Origin of the sequence: Streptomyces flavidovirens DSM 40150 (genome assembly GCF_000429085.1) — a bacterium.
Taxonomy (GTDB): Bacteria; Actinomycetota; Actinomycetes; order Streptomycetales; family Streptomycetaceae; genus Streptomyces; species Streptomyces flavidovirens.
Genome location: NZ_AUBE01000003.1, coordinates 13330 through 28731, shown reverse-complemented (window position 1 = coordinate 28731; position 15402 = coordinate 13330). Strand labels below are relative to the sequence as shown.

The window sequence follows — 15402 nt, the reverse complement described above, 5'->3', positions numbered from 1 at the left end:
TCAACATCGGGAGCCGATGATGTGAGGATCCTGTGTGGAAGCGCGTATTCCGCGGCGTGTCAGTGGGGCAGGGCAGGATGGACGTATGCATACGGGCACGCACCCCTTCGGGCCGCTCGACTTCCAGCTCGTGCTGCTGCGCCGGATGGCGGACCACCAGCCGGGGCTGGTCGAGGACGCCCGCCGCGAGCTCGGTGTGACGCTCGCCGAGCTGCGCGAGGCCAATCGCCGCTGGCAGGCGATGGTGCGTTCGCCGCGGGCGCGCGGCTCGGTGGCGCGCTACCGCTCGGTGCTCGGGGAGCCCGAGACGTCCGTACGCCGCAGGATCGGCGACCTGGAGTGCGACGCCCTGGCCTGGCCGGTGCCGCTCTGGCCCGGCCTGCGCTTCGAGGTGCTGACCGCGCCGGGCGGCGCCGTATGGAACGAGTGGCTGGTCCGGGCCCCCTGCGCGCCGGGCCCCGAGCTGCGTACGGCCGGTGACCTGCGCCCCTGGTCGTGCACCGTCGACGAGGTGGCCCGCGCCTTCCCCCCGGCTCGCCCGATGGAGGGAACGGCGCCCACCCGGTGGCGGCTCGGGCTGACGCTGCCTGGCGGCAAACCCTGTGTCGCGGAGTTCACCTGGGGTTTGTTGCAGCGCGTGGGGTTTCCTGACGGCGCATGACATGGGCCGGAGCGGCGCGGACCGGCTCCTGGCACGGTGTCAGCTCGTACGCCCGACCGGCTCACCCAGCGCGCGCCCGGTCACCGGCCCCCGCACGATGCGAAGCAGGACCGGCACCCGCCGGTCCGTCAGCGCTCTCGGGAGACCCTGCCGTGACCGTCAGTCTTGAGCAGTTGCGCCGTTGCCATATCGCCGTCGATCTCGGGGCCGCCAGGACCCGGGTTTTCGTGAAGGGTGTGGGGCTCGTCGTCGACGAGCCGAGTGTGGCCGCCGTGAACACCCGCACCGGCGCGCTCATCGCCGTCGGCGCCTTCGCCGAACAGATGACGGGCCGTACGCCCGACTACATCCGTGTCGTACGCCCCGTAAAGGGCGGCACCGTCGTCGACATCGAGATGGCCCAGCGCATGCTGCGCCACCTCCTCGGTGAGAAGCTCCGGCGCCAGCTCCGCCGCAAGCCGCGCCTTCGTGCCGCCGCCTGCACACCGCACGACAGCGACCCGCTCGCCCAGCGCGCGGCCGTCGAGACCCTCATCGGGCTCGGCGCGCGCCGCGTCGAACTCGTCGACACGCTCATCGCCGCGGCCGTCGGCTGCGGGCTGCCCGTGGAACAGCCGTCGGCCACCATGATCATGGTGTGTGGTGCGGCGGCCACCCAGGTGGCGGTGCTCTCGCTCGGCTCGATCGTCACCGCTCAGCGCATCCCGATCGGCGGCAACGCCATCGACCACGCGGTGATCCAGCACCTGCGCCAGGAGCACGAGCTGATGCTGCCGAGCCAGTCCGTACGCCCCCTCCAGCTTGCACTCAGGGGCAACGGCCTGACGGCGGAGGGCCCCGCGTCCACCGAGATCCACGGCCGGGACGTGGCCACCGGCCTCGCCCGCTCCGTGCACGTCGACACCGCCGCCGTGCGCCAGGCCATCCACACCCCCCTCACCGCTGTGATCGACGGCATCGGGAAGGTGCTGCGCGACTGCCCGCCCGACCTGGTCGCCGACCTCGCCGACCGCGGAATCATGATGGTCGGCGGCAGCGCTCTGCTGCCGGGCCTCGACCAGATGCTGCGCGACGCGACGGGCATGCCGGTGCACATCGCGGAGCGGCCCGACGTCTGCTCCGTACTCGGGCTCGGGGCGATGCTGGAGGGCAAGATCCAGCCGATGACCCTCAACCCGATCAGCGGCTAGGGGGTGTCTTGTCGATCAGGCCGGATCAGGGAGCGGCGTCTGGTGCCGTGGATCGCAAGGCGGAGGAGGGAGCCACTGCGGAGCATTGGCGACCGACGACAACGCGGCGAGGTGCGGTGCCAGGCGTCGCGAGCCCGGCAAGATCGGCAAGACACCCCCTAGGGCTGAGCGGCGCGGCGCGCGTACAGGGCGGCGCATGAACCCGGAAAGCGGCGGGGGCGTGGCGCCCCGGCTGCCGATGCTGCTGGAAGCCGTGCTGAACGTCGGCTCCGAGCGTGAGCTGCACGCCGCCCTCCAGCAGATCGTGGACACCGCCACCGAGCTGGCCGGGGCGCGGTACGGCGCGCTGGGAGTCGTCGATCCCGAGCGCGGCGACATCACCGAGCTGTTCACCTCGGGCATCGACGCCAAGACGCGCGAGCGCATCGGCCGGCTGCCCGACGGACGCACCGGGCTGATCGGCCACCTCCTCCAGGAGCGGCGGCCCCTGCTCGTCCCCGACCTGTCGGCCGACGTACGCTCGGCCGGCCTGCCACCCGGTCACCCCGCCATGAAGTCCTTCGTCGGCGTCCCGATCCGGGTCCACACCGAGATCTTCGGCAATCTCTACCTGACCGACAAACAGGGGGCGGCCGACGCGGCGGCCGGAGCGGCCGGTTTCACCACGGACGACCTGGCGCTGCTGCGCGTCCTCGCCTCGCAGGCGGGCATCGCGATCGGCAACGCGCGGCTGTACGAGACGGCCCGCCGGCGCGAGCGCTGGATCGAGGGCGCCGCCGCCTGCACCACCGCGCTCCTGACCGGGGAGAGTGCCGAGGACGCGCTGATGACGGTGGCCGAGCAGGCCCGTATCCTCGCCGACGCCTCGGCGGGCGTGGTCCTCCAGCCCACCGCCGGGGGCGGCATGGAGATCGTCGCCGCGTCCACCCACGACGACCCCGCCGACCTGATCGGCACCGTCATCGAGTCCGGCAGTCCGGTCCTGGAGCAACTGCTCGGCGGAGAACCGGTGTTCATCGAGGACTCGGCGACCGACGAGCGCATGACGACGCGCGTACGGGCCCGTTTCGGGCCGAGCATGATGCTGCCGCTCCGGAGCGGCGGCAGGCTGATCGGCACGCTCGCCCTGCCGCGGCGGCGCGGCGGCCCTCCGTATTCGGCGGTCGACCGGCTGCTCGCCTCACAGTTCGCCTCGCAGGCGGCGCTGGCGCTGGTGCTGGCGGACAGCAGGCAGGACCGGGAGCGGCTCGCGGTGTTCGAGGACCGCGACCGGATCGCGCGTGACCTGCACGACCTGGTCGTACAGCGGCTGTTCGCCACCGAGATGATGCTGGAGTCCACCCGGCGGCGGGCGGCCGCGGCGGCGGAAACACCGCAGGACATGGACGAACTGCTCGGCGCGGCCGTCGACGAGCTGGACTCCACCATCCAGGAGGTACGGACGACGATCTTCGCGCTGCAACAGCCCCCGGCGGACGTGCCCGCCACGTTCCGGGGCCGGGTCCTGCGCGAGACGGCCGGCGCGGCCACGCTGCTGGGCTTCCAGCCGTCGGTGCACTTCGCGGGCGCGGTGGACGCCCTGGTCCCGGAACCGGTGGGCCGACAACTGCTCACCGAGCTGCGCGGCGCGCTGGCGGCGGCGCACCGGCGGGCGGGGGTCACGGCGGTGCGCGTCGAGATCGACGCGAAGGCGAGGCTGGCGGACGGGCGGGACGGCGTACGCCTGACAGTGACCGACGACGGGACGGAGGAGGCGGGGCGGCGCAACACAACGGCCACCTGGGAGGCACCGCTTTGAGCGCGAGGAGGGTTCAGCGGCCTGCCCTACCCCCTCAGTCCGTACGTCCGGTCCGCCGTCCCCGCGAAGACCTCCGCCCGCTCCGCCTCGCCAAGCCCCGCCATCAGCTCCCGCGCCACCGCCAGCACCCCCGCGTACGACGACGCCAATCGGCACACCGGCCAGTCCGAGCCGAACATCAGCCGGTACGGCCCGAACGCGTCGAGTGCCGTGTCGCTGTACGGGCGCAGGTCCGCCACCGTCCAGGCCGCCCAGTCCGCCTCGGTGACCAGCCCCGACAGCTTGCAGACGGTGTTGGGGAAGGCGGCGGCACGGCGTACGTCCGAGGCCCACGGCTCCAGCTCCCCGGCCGCGACCGCCGGCTTGCCCAGGTGGTCGAGGACGAAGGTCAGATCCGGGTGCGCGGCCGCCGCCTTCGCGGCGGCGGGGAGTTGCCCTGGCCGGACCACCAGGTCGTACGCGAGCCCCGCACCGGCCACCGCCGCCAGCCCGCGCCGCACGTCCGGTCGCAGCAGCCACTCGGGGTCCGGCTCGCTCTGCACCTGATGGCGGATGCCCACCAGGCGGTCGCCGCCGGGGAGTTCGCGCAGTCCGGCGAGCGCGTCAGCGACGCCCGGCGCGGCGAGGTCGGTCCAGCCGACCACCCCCGCGATCAGATCGCTGGTGGCGGCCAGGGCGAGGAACTCCGGGGTCTCATCGGGCACGGTGACCGTCTGGACGAGTACGGTCGCGTCGACCCCCGAGGCCGCGGCCTCCGGAACCAGGTCGTCGATCAGGAAGTCGCGCCGGATCGGGGCGAGTTCGGGCCCGGTGATCCAGTCCTGTGCGCGTACGGACAGGTCCCACACGTGGTGGTGCGCGTCCACGAGGCGACGTACAGCGGTCACAGGGCGACTCTCATGGTTGCTTCCCGACCTCGACCGGGACCGGTACGTCCGCCCCCAGCAAACCCTCCCCGCGCAGCTCCTCCCACATCCGGGCCGGCACGCGTGTCGCGAACATGGCGGTCGCGTCCGCCACTTCCGCCGCCGACCGCGCTCCGACCAGCACACTCGCCACCGCGGCCTGGCCGAAGGGGAAACGCAGGGCGGCGGCGCGCAGCGGGACGCCGTGGCGCGCGGCGACGGCCTCGGTGCGCAGGGCGCGGCCGAGGAGGTTCACCGACGCGGGAGCGTAGTCGTACGTCGCGCCGGGGCGCGGGTCGGCCAGCAGGCCGGAGTTGAAGACCCCGCCGACGACGACGCTCTTGCCGCGCGCGGCGGCCTCGGGCAGGAGGCTGTCGGCCGCGCGCTGGTCGAGGAGGGTGTAGCGGCCCGCGCACAGCACCGTGTCCACATCGGTGTCGCGGAGGAAGCGGGTGAGCATCGCGGTCTGGTTCATGCCGGCGCCGATCGCCCGTACGGTGCCCTCGGCGCGCAGCCGCTCCAGCGCCGGGTAGCCCTCGCGGAACGCCTGCTCGGCGTGGTCGTCGGGGTCGTGGAGGTAGACGACGTCGATCCGGTCCAGGCCGAGCCGCCGCAGGCTGTCCTCGACGGATCGGCGGATGCCGTCGCCGCTGAAGTCCCAGACGCGGCGGTGCGTGGCGGGCACGGCGAAGCCCTCGCCGTCCGTACCGCCGCGCCCGTCCGCGACCAGCAGCCGTCCCACCTTGGTGGAGAGGGTGTACGTGTCACGGGCCCGCCCGCGCAGGGCGTCCCCCAGCCGCCGCTCGGAGAGCCCGAGGCCGTAGTGCGGGGCGGTGTCGAAGTAACGGATACCGGCGTCCCACGCGGCCTCGACCGCCGCGGCGGCCGCCTCGTCGGTGACGGGCGCGAAGAGGTTCCCGAGCGCGGCGGCCCCGAAGGACAGGGAGGTGACGGGCACACCGCTGCGCCCGAGGGTGGCGACGTCCCCCGGAAGGCTCACCGGGCCGCCGCCGGGCGCAGTCGCAAGCCCTGCATGCCGCCGTCGACCGCGAGCGCGGTGCCGGTGACAGAGGCCGCCGCCGGACTCGCCAGGTACGCGATGGCGGCGGCCACCTCCTCGGCGCTGACGAGGCGGCCCATGGGCTGGCGGGCGTTGAGCGCGGCGCGCTCGGCCTGCGGGTCGTCGGCGGCGTCCAGCAGGCGGCCGACCCAGGGGGTATCGGCCGTACCAGGGTTCACGCAGTTCACGCGAACCCCTTCCCGTACGTGGTCGGCCGCCATCGCGAGGGTCAGCGACAGCACCGCGCCCTTGCTCGCGCTGTACAGCGCACGTTGCGGCAGACCGGCCGTCGCGGCGATCGAGCAGGTGTTGACGACCGCCGCGTGCGCGGAGCGCCGAAGGTGCGGCAGCGCGGCTCGGGTGGTGCGGACCATGCCGAGAACGTTGACGTCCAGGACGCGGTGCCACTGCGCGTCGTCGTTGTCCTCGACCGTGCCCGAGGCGCCGATGCCCGCGTTGTTGACCAGGATGTCGAGCCCGCCGAGCCGTTCCACCGCCGCGCCGACTCCTTCCCGTACGGACGTGTCGTCCGAGACGTCCGCCTTGATCCGGTGCAGCGGCGCCCGCGCACCGGACGGGTCCAGGTCGAGTACGGCGACGTCGGCGCCGCGTGCGGCGAGCAGCCGGGCGGTGGCGAGGCCGATGCCGGAAGCACCGCCGGTCACCAGGGCCTTGAGGCCGTCGAGGCGGTTGGGGTCGGTGTCCGGGGCACTGGTCCGGTCGGTCATACGGCGCTCTCCTCGACGGCGGTGGAAGCGGCGGCACGGGCGGCAGCGGGGGCACGGGCGGCACCGGTGGCAGCGGCGGCACCGGTGGCAGCGGCGGCGCCGGCCAGGTCCGCCGCCCAGAACGTCCCGCCCGGATAAGTGAATTCGGCGATCGAGCCGGGCCGCATCGTCGCCGAGAACCCGGGCGCGTCCGGCGCCGCGTAGTGCCCGTCCCGCAGCACCACGGGGTCGGTGAAGTGCTCGTGGAGGTGGTCGACGTACTCGATGACACGGTCCTCGGTGGTCCCCGTGAGCGCGACGTAATCGAACATCGACAGGTGCTGCACCAGCTCGCACAGCCCGACCCCGCCCGCGTGCGGGCACACCGGCACCCCGAACTTCGCCGCGAGCAGCAGGATCGCCAGGTTCTCGTTGACGCCACCGACCCGCGCGGCATCGATCTGTAGTACGTCGATGGCCCCGGCCTGGAGCAACTGCTTGAAGATGACGCGGTTCTGTACGTGTTCGCCGGTGGCGACCTTCACCGGAGCCACAGCCTTGCGGATCTCGGCGTGCCCGAGGACGTCGTCGGGGCTGGTCGGCTCCTCGATCCAGTACGGGGCGAACTCGGCCAGTGCCCGCGTCCATTCCACGGCCTCACCGACGTTCCACCGCTGGTTGGCGTCGATCGCGATGCGGATGTCCGGGCCGACGGCGGCGCGCGCGGTCCGCAGGCGGCGGATGTCGTCCGCGAGGTCCGCGCCGACCTTCAGCTTGATCTGGGTGAAGCCGTCGGCGACGGCCCGCCGGGCGAGCCGGGTCAGCTTCTCGTCGGAGTAACCGAGCCAGCCCGGCGACGTCGTGTAGCCGGGGTACCCGTTCGCGCGCAGCAGCGCCTTCCGCTCGCCGCGCCCCTCCCGGCCCCGCCGCAGCAGCCCCAGCGCGTCCTGGGGGCTCAGTACGTCCGCGATGTAGCGGAAGTCGACCTGCGAGACGAGCCACTCGGGTTCGGCGTCGGCGAGGAACTGCCACAGCGGCTTGCCGGCCCGCTTGGCGGCCAGGTCCCAGGCGGCGTTGACGACCGCCCCGATCGCCATGTGCATCACGCCCTTCTCCGGGCCGAGCCAGCGCAGTTGGCTGTCCCCGGTCAGGTCGCGGCCGAGCGTGCCCGGGTCGGCGCACAGTTCGTCGGCCGGCCGCCCGAGGAGGTGCGGGCGCAGGGCCTCGATGGCCGCGACCTGGACGTCGTTGCCGCGCCCGATGGTGAAGGTGAATCCGTGCCCTTCGTGACCGTCCGGCGCGTCGGTGCGCAGCACCACATAGGCGGCGGAGTAGTCGGGGTCGAGGTTCATGGCGTCGGAGCCGTCGAGCTGCCGCGAGGTGGGAAACCTGATGTCGTACGTCTCGACGGCGGTGATGCGGGGGCGTGTTGGGGTCCGGGCCGGGGTCACGGTGCCACCGCGCGTGCCGCTCGTGTCCTGTTCCGCACTGTCCTGCCAGTCATCGGACCGCTCCTCACCGGGGAAGGTACGGGGGACGCGGCCGGGGTCCCGCCTGCGTCGGTCCGCGACGCATATTTATCAGACCTTTCGGCCCCTCCGACACCCCTAAAACCCAATTTCCCCGAGGAAACCGGCACATTGATCCGATGAATCCGGCTCCAGTCCTACTTTGAACGGACGGGTCAGTGACTGGTGAGCTCGCCGCTGAGCTTGCTGTGCAGATCGGCGCTGGGATTGTTCAGCCCGATGATCTCCACCGTCTTGCCCCGCTGCCTGTACTTGGTCTCGATGGCATCGAGGGCGGCGACGGAAGAGGCGTCCCAGATGTGGGCCGCCGAGAGGTCGATGACGACCTTGTCCGGGTCGCCCGCGTAGTCGAACTGGGTGACCAGGTCGTTGGAGGAGGCGAAGAACAGCTCGCCGGTGACCCCGTAGACGACGCTGCAGCCGTCGGGGCCGGTGACGGCGGTGACGTTAGCGAGGTGGGCGACACGCTTGGCGAAGATGACCATGGCGGTGACGCAGCCGACGACGACGCCGATGGCGAGGTTGCCGGTGGCGACCACGCAGATCACGGTGATGGCCATGACGGCGATCTCACCGGCCGGCATCCGCTGGAGCGTCTTGGGGGCGATGGAGTGCCAGTCGAAGGTCGCGAACGAGACCATGACCATGACGGCGACCAGGGCGGCCATCGGAATGTCGGAGACGACCGGTCCGAAGACGATGCACAGCACCATCAGGAACGCGCCCGCCAGGAACGTGGACAGGCGGGTGCGGGCTCCGGACACCTTCACGTTGATCATCGTCTGGCCGATCACGGCGCAACCACCCATGCCGCCGAAGAAGCCGGTGACGATGTTCGCGATGCCCTGGCCGATGGACTCACGCGTCTTGGAGGAGCGCGTGTCGGTGATGTCGTCGATGAGCTTGGCCGTCATCAGCGACTCCATCAGGCCGACCAGTGCCATCGCGAAGGCGTACGGAGCGATCGTCGCCAGGGTGTCCATCGTGAACGGCACGTCCGGCAGGCCCGGGACCGGCAGCGATGACGGCAGGGCGCCCTTGTCGCCCACCGTCGGGACCGCGATGCCGGCTGCGACCGTGATCACGGTCAGGATGGCGATCGAGACGAGCGGCGCCGGGATCAGGGTGGTGATCTTCGGGAAGAACACCATCAGCGCCAGACCTGCCGCGATCAGCGGGTAGACCGGCCACGGCACGTTGTGCATCTCCGGCACCTGGGCCATGAAGACGAGAATCGCGAGCGCGTTGACGAAACCGACCATCACCGAGCGCGGCACGAACCGCATCAGCTTCGCGACACCGAGCGCACCCAGCGCGACCTGGATGACACCGGCCAGGATGACGGCGGCGATCAGGTAGCCGAGGCCGTGCTCGCGGTTGAGAGGCGCGATGACCAGGGCGACGGCGCCGGTCGCGGCGGAGATCATCGCCCGCCGCCCGCCGACGATCGAGATGACCACAGCCATGGTGAAGGACGCGAACAGGCCGATGGCAGGGTCGACGCCGGCGATGATCGAGAACGAGATCGCCTCGGGGATCAGAGCGAGCGCCACCACGAGGCCGGCGAGCACCTCTGTGCGGAAGACCTTGGGGGACAGCCAGGACGGGCGGTAATCACGCAGCCGGTCGGCGGCGGACCGTACGGAAGAAGACAAGAGGAGCAGGACCTGTCGTACTCGGGCACGCCCGCGACACCGTGGGTGGAGCATGCATGGAAGCGCGAGAGGCCGGGTGGCATCCCGCAGAACGCCCGCGAGCGGCGGGCCTGGGGGCCCTCAGGGAGCGGACAACGCCAGGTGGTGCGCCACCGGGCAGCGCGTCAGGCGGGCAGGCCGGGATACGACATCGTGGCCAGTAGCACGCGACCTCCCGCCATATCCGTCGATCGTCGCCGGGAACATCGTCGGTCCCGATCGGGGTCCCAGTCCCGGTCCTGGCTCAGGCCCCAGTCTCGGAGCCCGTCCGCACCATGAACCGCAGGGGCAACGAGACATCAGCGCCGAGCACCCAACTCTAACATCGAGGTAGATATCGCTGGCCTGGCGTCGCGGAGCCCGCTTCGAATCCGCTCAGCCGCAACCTCCAGCGGAAGGCGCTATGCAGCGAACGCTCTGACCCCGTACCTTCCCCACCCGCGTCAGGGTCGCGGAGGTACACGTCAGTGCCCCGCACGCATCCGGCGCCTCAGCGTCGCCGCGAAATCCTCAGCGGCCATCAACTGCGCGCGCAGCGTCTGGCAGCGAGCGTCTGCGACCTTGCGGTAGGAGTCGAGACGCTCACGGAGACGCTCTCGCTCCTCACCGGTGGCCGGAACGTCCGTAGCAGCGATTCGGTCGGTGATGTCCAGCAGATCCCGCATTTCCTCCAGGGAGAAGTCCAGCGGCTTCATCCGGCGGATCACCATCAGCCGCTCGACATCGGCGTCGGTGTAGAGGCGAAAACCGCCCTTGCTGCGGGCCGAGGGGATGACGAGGCCGACTTCCTCGTAGTGCCGGATCGTGCGCAGCGACAAGCCCGTCCGTTCGGCCACCTCGCCGATCTGCATCCGCCGCTCTGTCATGGCCGCGCCTACTCCTTCTCTGCCCCGCCGACCTTCGAAAGATCGAAGCGCTCCAGCATACGTGGCCGGAATGGCATGGCCGAGGGCTTGTCCACCCGTATCGGACAAGCCGCATACCCACACCCTCCCCTCACGTTAGGGCAAGTTGAGGCAGCCACACGGGACGGCCCTGCGCGGGTGCTTCAGCGGGGCAGGGTTGTCAGCCAGTCGGTCAGGATCTTGTTGACCTCGGCGGGTCGTTCTTGCTGGATCCAGTGGCCGCAGTTGTCGAGGAGGTGGGAGGAGCTCAGTCCGGGCAGCGTGGTGGGGTACGCGTTGATCGCGTCGGCCAGCCACATGGTGGAGGCGTCCAGGCGGCCGCCGATGAACACCGACGGCTGGGCGACGGGGGCGCCGTCGAAGGCCGCGAGGTCTTCCCAGTCGCGATCCATGTTCCGGTAGCGGTTCAGGGCTCCGGTCAGGCCGGTACGTTCGAACTCCCCGGCATAAACGTCCAGATCATCCTCACTGAGCCAGGCGGGCAGCCGGCCGGCCGGGAACCGGTCACGCAACATGCCGCCGTTGCTGACGAAGTGCGGGTCCGGAGCCCCTGACGCGGGCATGGTGTCGCCCGACATGGCCGCGTACAAACCCGCGAGCCAGCCGCGCACATCGGGTTCGATCTCGGCCTCGGCCCGGCCTGGCTGTTGGAAGTAGGAGACGTAAATCTCCTCGTCCCCACCCATCTTCGCGAAGACCTCGCTGGGCCGCGGTCCGCCGCGTGGTGTGTAGGGAACGCTGAGCAGCCCCACCGCGCGGAAAACCTCCGGCCTGAGCAGGGCGGAGTTGGCGGCGATGGTCGCCCCCCAGTCGTGGCCGACGATCACGGCCGTCTCCTCGCCCAGGGCATGCACCACCTCGGCGTTGTCCTCCACCAGGTCAGGCATCCGGTACGCGGCCGCGTCAGCGGGCTTGGAGGAGCGGCCGTAGCCGCGCACATCAATGGCGACCGCGCGATATCCGGCCGCTGCCAGTACCGGTAGCTGGTGGCGCCAGGAATACCAGCACTCGGGGAAACCGTGCACGAGCAGCACCAGCGGCCCGGTTCCCTGTTCGGCCAGATGGATCCGGCCTGCCGGTGAGGAGACTAAGCGGTGAGAGACATCCGTGAGGTGCGGGGGCATGAGTACTCCGAATCCATCGGCCTGCGTGGGCCACGACCGCCGCCGATCCGCCGGGCCGGGCCTGAGGGCCGATCATTCCGCCGACGCTACTGGGAGAACCAGCCTTATTGCCGTTTCAGCAATTCACTCTGGGCAGTGACGCTCCCGTGTCACACATTCCGCGATCTCGAGTGCGACTTCACCCCACGGAACATGCGCTGCATCTGGCCGCACATCGGGGCGCCGTACCGATAAGTAAGCCGCCACCCTCTTCACCCGAGGGATGGAGCCCGCGCGGTAGTAACATGTAGTACATGGAGGCTACCGCCCGCGAGTTCAATCAGAAGTCCTCGCAGATCCTCGCCGCTGCAGCACGGGGCGAGACCGTCGTCGTCACCAAGAACGGCGTCGCCGTCGCGCGCGTCGTCCCGATCACCGACGAGGACATCCCCCCGTACCCCACGGATCCCATGGGCCCCATCGACCTGCCGGAGCTCGACCTTCCTGACCTCACCAACGATGAGATCGACGACGCGCTCAGGGGGATGGGTTCGTGAGCCTGGTCGCCATCGCCGACACCAACGCCCTCTACCGTCTGCTCGACCCGAAACTCACCGGGCACGAGGAGCACAAAGAGGCGCTGGCAGCCATCAGTCACCTCATCGTCTCCCCCATGGTCCTGGCCGAACTGGACTACCTGATCGCGGCAAGAGGCGGGCTCCGCAAGGCTCTGGCCGCGGCCCGGTTCATCGAACGCAACACGGCCACCCGCCGGTTCGAGGTGCCCTCTGTCGCCGAGCACCTGAGCGCAGCGATCGCTGTCGCCGAAGGGTACGCAGACGCTGACGGAGGGAAGGGCATGGGATTGACCGATGCAATGAACGTGGCCCTGGCCGCCGCGTACCGAACCGACGCCGTGTTCACCACGCACCGCCACTTCCGCATGGTCCGACCCCTGACCGGCCACAAAGCCTTCCGGCTCTTGCCCGACGACCTGTAAACGCTAGGGCTGACGTCGCCGCGAAGCATGCCGAGATCCCTTGCCGACCTCAGAAAGACCTGACGGGTAAGCCTCTCAGGTGGATCCACTCGGTGTGCTCCCGGCCGGTGCACCGTCCGCCGGACGCCGCCCGTCAACCACTTGCCAGCAAGCCATTCGTGATCACATCACAGGATGAACGAGACATGGGCGGCATTCTGGACACCCGCGTCCACTGCGCTCCACTAGATCTTGATCTGAACGAATGAACGGGGGTCATCACCCTGGAGTGGCGACCCCCGTCCCAACGTTTCCGCAAGTAGAAACGATTCTGCGCGACCACTGCGTGGTGGGGCGGGTGGGACTCGAACCCATTCCAGTGATGCGTCTCACCTGCGAAGATGCCGAAGGAACGGACTTTTACGCCGGTTTCCATCCGGCTTCATCCTCCTCGATCCCGCTCGATCGGGATCGGTTAGGCGTTCGCCACACCAGCTTCTGCCCCCCCGATGCCCTCCGGGGGGTACGGGGGCTCTCGGCTCCCCGAACTGGCGGATCACCATCCGGCGACGACGGGTTTCACAAGCCTTGGGCCTGTTCACTGCTGACAGCACAGCTACGTTAAGTAGCGGGCGGCCCGACGGTGGTGGAAGCATCGGGGCGACGCGTCGGCGCCGAGCGACATCGCGGACAACCTGCGCCGTGATCACCACAGGCCATGCTCCAAGCGCTCACCAACGCGATGGAGGACGACTCCATCGCGGATGAGACGTGCACCCTAGACCGCGCCACCCTGCGGGCCCTGAACATGAAGGACATCGGCTTCTACTTCAACGGCCGCGAACAGCTGGGACGCGGCGAGGGCAAGTTCACCCTGTACGTGAGGGTCGAGCAGGCCCACTCGCCGGTCCAAAACGTCCAGGAAGTACTGCCCGGTCTGAAGGGCACCAGCTGGACTACCCACTACGGCCGCAACCTCGACACGGGCTGCCGCGTACCGGGCAGCGCTACCGACATCTGGCTGTTCGCATATGACAAGTACATCCAGTACAACGCGAAGACGCACACAAGGGTGGGCCCCCGCCCTATCGAGGATGGGTTTCCCGGACTGCCCAGCGGCCATGTCGTCCACCTCGGCGCCGTCTGCCCAGTGCCGGGCAGCCCCACCGACCTGTACATCAGCAGGTATTGGTCCGGCGCCGCGGAGCACCGCATCATCCGGTACAACACCAAGACCCACACCGTCGTACAGGAAGCCATCCACCCTCACGAAATGCTCCCCGGGCTCTCCGACGCGCAAGCCAGGCCCAACACATGTGCCTCACGCCGGGCGGGCCTCTAGGGCTTCAAGATCACCCCATGGCCCCTTTCTGGGCTTCCCAGATTCACGCCTCAGGGGCGGCCTCAGGAATGTCTTCAGGCATTTTCAGCGGAACGAACTCCTGCGGGACAGGCTCGGTCCCGGGCTCCTGCGCGGTCTCTGCCGTCGGTGCCGGAGCTCCCGCGGAGTGCACCCGGAGGTCGACGGACTGGCCCAGCGGGAACCAGAGCAGGGTCAGCGTCATGAAAAGGCGCCAGAAGTCAGAGTTCACTTCTGAGTAGATGTAGAACGCCTGGTTCTTGCGCAGCGGAATCGAGAACGATGCCATGCCGGGCAGCGCCGGAGGGGTGACGTAGTTGTAGCGGCCGTCGGTAAAGACAATCAGACTGGTGCTGATGTCGGATCCGTTCGGACCCCTTACCTGTCCGGACAGGATTCCGTCGGTGGGGGCGTCCGCGAGGAACCAGTTGCTGTAGGCCGGCACGGTCCCCTGCGTCCAGGAGCGCCGGTAGGCGGGGTGGCCGAACCCCTGCACCGTACCGGCGAACTCAACCGGCCCGGCGGCCCGGAGGGTCTTGCCCGTGGCGACGGTGACGTTGTTGTTGAAGGTGCTCGCCCCGGTGACGGTGAGGACCGCGTCGACCTTCAGGCCCGCGTTCTGGCTGACCCTCAAGGGGTTGCTGCCCGCACCGCGCACCGATCCGGCCACCGTCAGGTCCTTGGCGGTGTTACTGAGACTGACGCTGTCGGCGAATGTGGCCGGGCCCTGGACGGTGAGGTTCCTGACGACGAGGTCAGGAATGCGTACGGTGACCGCCGTGGTCAGGGTGTGGGTGAGGGTGACGCCACCGGCTGTGACTTCGGCGCGGAGCATGAAACCGGTGACGGTGGTCAGGCCGCGCGGGGTGGGCCAGACACGTTCCTTGTCGAGGGAGACTCCGGCGGGGGTGTCGCCCCAGTGCATCGTGTACTTCGCGTCCGAGCCCTCCCAACGGAGCACGGCGACCTCACCGTTCTCCACCATGATCTTCTCGGGCGCGAAATTCCGGAACACGAACCCGGCCGGGAACTTGTCCACCACGACCGCAGCGTCCTTGTTGGTGAAGCTCCCGTTCGTCCTTGACGAACTCTCGACGATCGCGATGGAGACCTGACCCGCCGTGCGGTTGACTGCGATGTTGGACAGGGTGAGGGTGACGATCTGCCCGGTGAACTGCACCCCGCGGGCCGGGGTGAAGGTGATGACCGCGAAGCCGCCGGAGACGGTGGCGGCGGACGGCGTCCAGCCGGTGCTGGCGCCGGTCTTGATGTCGGCGCCTTCGGTGGTGAGGTGCTCGGCCCCCGTTCCGACCGGCACCCGGACGGTGATTTTGTTGCACCAGGCCGACGTGGTGATGCCGCCGCCGACATTGATGTTGACGGAGCCGTATTCGGTTTCCTCGGCGGAGCTCACCCGCAACGGTTTCGGGTCGGTCGACGGTTCGTACGGCAGCAGGTTGGTGGCGTTCACCATGACGACGCTCATGCAACAGCCCTTCTAGAAACGGAGG

The 15402-nt window shown here is 69.9% G+C and carries 14 protein-coding genes; 6 read left to right on the top strand and 8 right to left on the bottom strand.

The genetic code is table 11. The features are described 5' to 3' along the window. Window positions 1–85 precede the first annotated feature (85 nt). The 3 genes from G412_RS0105350 to G412_RS0105340 all read left to right on the top strand — a co-directional run bounded on the left by G412_RS0105350 (window position 86) and on the right by G412_RS0105340 (window position 3649). Complete coding sequence (locus G412_RS0105350; RefSeq protein WP_028811155.1) at window positions 86–661, top strand: hypothetical protein; 576 nt, start codon at window positions 86–88, stop codon at window positions 659–661. Between the two features lie 152 nt (window positions 662–813). Beyond that, window positions 814–1851 (top strand): rod shape-determining protein, encoded by a 1038-nt coding sequence (gene mreB / locus G412_RS0105345; protein ID WP_028811154.1) that lies wholly within the window; start codon window positions 814–816, stop codon window positions 1849–1851. A gap of 196 nt (window positions 1852–2047) precedes the next feature. Continuing rightward, entirely contained in the window at window positions 2048–3649 is a 1602-nt protein-coding gene (locus tag G412_RS0105340; protein WP_028811153.1) for a sensor histidine kinase, read from the top strand. Window positions 3650–3675: 26 nt separating this feature from the next. Here the strand turns inward: G412_RS0105340 and G412_RS0105335 are convergent, their stop codons facing one another. The 7 genes from G412_RS0105335 to G412_RS0105305 all read right to left on the bottom strand — a co-directional run bounded on the left by G412_RS0105335 (window position 3676) and on the right by G412_RS0105305 (window position 11573). Then, on the bottom strand, window positions 3676–4536 hold the full coding sequence (locus G412_RS0105335; protein WP_028811152.1) for an amidohydrolase family protein: 861 nt from the start codon (window positions 4534–4536) through the stop codon (window positions 3676–3678). 10 nt (window positions 4537–4546) lie between these two features. Then, entirely contained in the window at window positions 4547–5554 is a 1008-nt protein-coding gene (locus tag G412_RS0105330) for an aldo/keto reductase (protein ID WP_028811151.1), read from the bottom strand. Beyond that, window positions 5551–6342, bottom strand: a complete 792-nt coding sequence (locus tag G412_RS0105325) for an SDR family NAD(P)-dependent oxidoreductase (RefSeq protein WP_051338159.1) — start codon at window positions 6340–6342, stop codon at window positions 5551–5553. The genes G412_RS0105330 and G412_RS0105325 overlap by 4 nt, the downstream gene beginning before the upstream one ends. Continuing rightward, on the bottom strand, window positions 6339–7772 hold the full coding sequence (locus G412_RS33420; protein WP_078606810.1) for an enolase C-terminal domain-like protein: 1434 nt from the start codon (window positions 7770–7772) through the stop codon (window positions 6339–6341). The genes G412_RS0105325 and G412_RS33420 overlap by 4 nt, the downstream gene beginning before the upstream one ends. Before the next feature lie 233 nt (window positions 7773–8005). Next, window positions 8006–9505, bottom strand: a complete 1500-nt coding sequence (locus tag G412_RS0105315) for a SulP family inorganic anion transporter (RefSeq protein WP_028811149.1) — start codon at window positions 9503–9505, stop codon at window positions 8006–8008. 503 nt (window positions 9506–10008) lie between these two features. Further along, window positions 10009–10410, bottom strand: coding sequence for a MerR family transcriptional regulator (locus tag G412_RS0105310; protein ID WP_028811148.1), 402 nt, complete (start codon window positions 10408–10410; stop codon window positions 10009–10011). A 182-nt stretch (window positions 10411–10592) separates the two neighbouring features. Further along, entirely contained in the window at window positions 10593–11573 is a 981-nt protein-coding gene (locus G412_RS0105305; protein ID WP_028811147.1) for an alpha/beta fold hydrolase, read from the bottom strand. A gap of 293 nt (window positions 11574–11866) precedes the next feature. Between G412_RS0105305 and G412_RS0105300 the strand changes: the two genes are divergently transcribed. From G412_RS0105300 to G412_RS0105290, 3 genes are all read left to right on the top strand, one after another. Next, window positions 11867–12109 (top strand): type II toxin-antitoxin system Phd/YefM family antitoxin, encoded by a 243-nt coding sequence (locus G412_RS0105300; protein ID WP_028811146.1) that lies wholly within the window; start codon window positions 11867–11869, stop codon window positions 12107–12109. Next, on the top strand, window positions 12106–12552 hold the full coding sequence (locus G412_RS0105295) for a PIN domain-containing protein (RefSeq protein ID WP_028811145.1): 447 nt from the start codon (window positions 12106–12108) through the stop codon (window positions 12550–12552). The genes G412_RS0105300 and G412_RS0105295 overlap by 4 nt, the downstream gene beginning before the upstream one ends. Window positions 12553–13249: 697 nt before the next feature. Beyond that, entirely contained in the window at window positions 13250–13873 is a 624-nt protein-coding gene (locus tag G412_RS0105290) for a hypothetical protein (protein ID WP_028811144.1), read from the top strand. 43 nt (window positions 13874–13916) lie between these two features. Here G412_RS0105290 and G412_RS0105285 read toward each other — a convergent pair whose 3' ends face one another. Continuing rightward, complete coding sequence (locus G412_RS0105285) at window positions 13917–15377, bottom strand: hypothetical protein (protein WP_157839063.1); 1461 nt, start codon at window positions 15375–15377, stop codon at window positions 13917–13919. Between the last annotated feature and the right edge of the window lie 25 nt (window positions 15378–15402).